The sequence below is a fragment of the Mucilaginibacter sp. genome (genome assembly GCF_964263795.1).
Taxonomy (GTDB): domain Bacteria; phylum Bacteroidota; class Bacteroidia; order Sphingobacteriales; family Sphingobacteriaceae; genus Mucilaginibacter.
Window position 1 is genome coordinate 1 of record NZ_CAXVWK010000116.1, and the last position, 3,389, is coordinate 3,389.

Genomic DNA, 3,389 nt, shown 5'->3' on the forward strand with positions numbered 1-3,389 from the left:
AAATTGCTGCAACGTTCTCTCAGGCTTTCGCCAACCTCTACAATATGTGTGGAGATCACAAAGAAACAATTCCTGTTTTCTGAAAAAGCCTCTGTAATAGACAGCGTGGCGTCGTAAGCATCTTTTACATTTGTTCCCTTAAAGAGCTCGTCGAAGATCACCACCAGATCCTTATCCGCGGCTACCTGTTCAGCAACGGTTTTCACCCGCAACACTTCCGCGTAAAAATGGCTGTAGCCTAACCCCAAGTTATCGGGCACATTGATGGACGAATACAAGCCGTCCTTAACTGAAAATTCCATGTGCGATGCCGCAACCGGGAAGCCCATATGCGCCAGGTAAATACTTATCCCAAACGCTTTCATCAAAGTAGATTTTCCCGCCATGTTCGCACCAGTTAAAAACAGCACGTTATTAGCTTCACTAAGCGACAAAGCGTTGCCAACGGCATTTGGTACAGCCGGGTGATAAAGGCCTGTTATGGTAAGCAAGTTGCCCGTACGTGGGTAAGCCCTGGCATAACTAAAGCCTTTTGCTGCTGCAACTTTCGCTACCGCCAGGTAAACATCCAATCGGAAAATCATAGCAGTTAATTGCTGCATTTCGGCATAAAGGGCCGTACGCAATAAATAGTCGTATCGGATAAGTTTTGCAATCTTTAACTTTTTGGCCTCGCTTTCCGTTCGCAACCAGCTTAGCTTTTGGCTGCCGAATATGTTTTTTACGATAGTAAGCTCACCAACATACGGGCTTTGTTCATCGTACTGTCTATTTGCGAAATCATAAAATCTGTTTAACAATTCGATGGTTTTACATACTTCAGTGTTCAGCATTTCGTAACTAGTACCCTGTGCCGTAATCTGGAGAAATCTTTTCGATAATGTATTTATACCTACTTCAAGGATGCTACCACCAGCCGAGCCAAGGTAGTTTTCCATTACCTCAAACTCATCTGCTGTAAACGGGAAGGCTACAAAATTTTTGGTGAAGTAGCTAAAAAGAGTGCTCCGCTTATTAATCTCTTCGGCATCAGTTAAAGGTTTTTGGAACATGGCATCCATTACCTTTTTACCGCCCGCGGTAACCACTGTATCAAACAGGCGGGAGATCGAATTATTTTTATGCCTGCCGGGGATGTTCAGATCATCCAGCGTTTGTTTGTCTGCAAAGAAACTCATAGCGCTGTGGTTTTATTTTCACGGCTTTTGATGATATCCAAAATGCCTTCGTTGTTAATGATGATCATCCCGTGGCGGTCTGCTGTAATGCCGGGCTCAATTGTATAAGTGTACTCCGGTATGTTCCCGTTCATTTTGGTGGGCAGGTAAACAAAATTTATATTATCGCAACTTTCGCGCAAAATATCACCTGCTTCGATGATGTGGGTTGACACCAGGAACATACAATTACGCTTTTGGGCAAATGCTTCGGTAATAGCTATAGTGCCTTCGTAAGCATCCTTTACGTTGGTGCCCCTAAACAGCTCATCAAATATGATGAACAGGTTTTTTGACTGGCCTAACTCCTTCGCTACTTTCTTTACCCTCAATACCTCGGCATAAAAGTGACTGTTACCAGAACTCAGATCATCTGGTAAATTGATTGTTGTATACATACCATCGCGGATAGAAAACTCCATATGCGATGCAGCTACCGGGAAACCCATATGCGCCAGGTACAAGGCAATACCTAACGATTTCATAAAGGTTGACTTGCCGGCCATGTTGGCACCAGTCAGAAAAATAATATTACTCTCCGGTGTGATGTTAATGGTGTTGGCAACCGCATTGTTAACCAATGGGTGATATACCCCGGTTATCCTTACAGCGTGTTCATTACCACTAAGTGCTTTGGGGAATATGTATCCCCGTTTTAAAGCGATCTCGGCTATAGAAATGTAGACATCGAGATGGTAAATAGCGCTTAATAACTGCCTGATCTTGTGAGAGAATTTAAACCGTATCAGATCATCGTAATCAACTGTGGTTGTATAGGATAACTTGCCAACGTACTTATCTTTCAGCAATACCTGCAGGTCTTCGTCTGTCAGCAAAGCCATCATACCCTCCATTTCTTTTTGGTAAGGAGTTTGCGATGCTGATGTTTTAATGGTGGAAATAAAAGTATTAAGGCTTTGAAAAATGCCGATGATAGCTACAATGCCATTGTATATCAATTTATAATCGCCTTCGGCAGATAGCAAGTTACCAACTTTGCGAGCCAGGTTGTTATCGCTGTGCGATAGTTTGGTGCGTGGATCTTTCATGTTCAGATAGATCTCGGCACTATCCAACTGCTCGGTTTCGAACGGGAATTTAACTTTTATACTATTAAAATATTTCAGGATCCGGCTGCGCTCGTTAACACTTTCTACATCCGACAGCGGATAGAGGAACATCTTTTCCAGGATATCCGCGCCTCCACGCGTATTTGTATTATTGTATAAATTAAACACAGAACCGGCACCCGGCCTTCCTAAGATATTAAGGTCGTCAAGCGTTTGCTTATCAGTATTGAAACTCATGTTACAGGTTTATCATAAGCCCAGTAATGCGGGGAAGGCTTGCACCGCCCTCCCCTTTACTGCACTATTAACTCATCAACTAAAACTCTCTTAATTTCTTCTTCTTCTGAACAGGGTGATCGCACCCATTATAGCTATCAAAGCGGGTATTGCTGCCTTACAAAGCCACATCAACGCGGTTATTTGTCCCCTCGATACTTTTATATCCGTATCTGCAGCCGGTGCACGGCTAACATCAACAGGAAATTTACCGCCGCTAAACCACCTGAACAGGCCTTGCATAAACTCTTCACTGAAGCGCGAGCGCGGGCGTGGCAGTTCAACATTGCTAATGAAATCGGCATCGCCCAATACAACTATTTTTTGTTGTTTACCATTGATGTTACGTGTTAAAGTTATCGCGGTAGGGAAAATTCCTTTTTGATCTCCTGTGGCCGCATGAAAACTCACATCGGCGGTAGCCAGATCTATCGATCCTATCCTGGGTGCCGGAATGGGTGCTGCAGGCTGGGTTGATATACCGACTGCAACTACCCCCGCTGATGGCATCTTAACCGTATTAACCGCCGCCTTTTCAGGTGCTTGAAGAGCCAGCTCATCGCTCAGCGCGGTTTCAGCGAACATCTTATTCCATCCACCCTCAGCGCTTGTTAAAAGCGGTTCGATCTTAAAAATGCCATTAGTGGCATACTCAATCGCAGCAGCGCCTTGTAGTGGGATGCCTGAATCTTTTTTTTGTAGCCTGGCTAAGTTCGAATCGATACCTGATACATTTTTTGAAAGTGCGGTAATTAAAACTCCAGGACTAAGATCCTTGTTGGGCTTAACCAAGATCCCCGATTTTAAACGGACGCCTAGTTGATGC

At 44.1% G+C, this 3,389-nt stretch carries 2 protein-coding genes and 1 pseudogene; all 3 read right to left on the reverse strand.

The genetic code is table 11. From position 1 onward, the window contains the following. Positions 1-1,178, reverse strand: a 1,178-nt coding sequence (locus ACE5CV_RS18405; protein WP_374951665.1) for a DNA mismatch repair protein, incomplete at its 3' end; no start/stop codon positions are given. Beyond that, positions 1,175-2,524 (reverse strand): DNA mismatch repair protein, encoded by a 1,350-nt coding sequence (locus ACE5CV_RS18410; RefSeq protein ID WP_374951666.1) that lies wholly within the window; start codon positions 2,522-2,524, stop codon positions 1,175-1,177. The genes ACE5CV_RS18405 and ACE5CV_RS18410, both read right to left, overlap by 4 nt. Before the next feature lie 90 nt (positions 2,525-2,614). After that, positions 2,615-3,389: pseudogene (locus ACE5CV_RS18415) on the reverse strand (hypothetical protein); the annotation flags it as partial.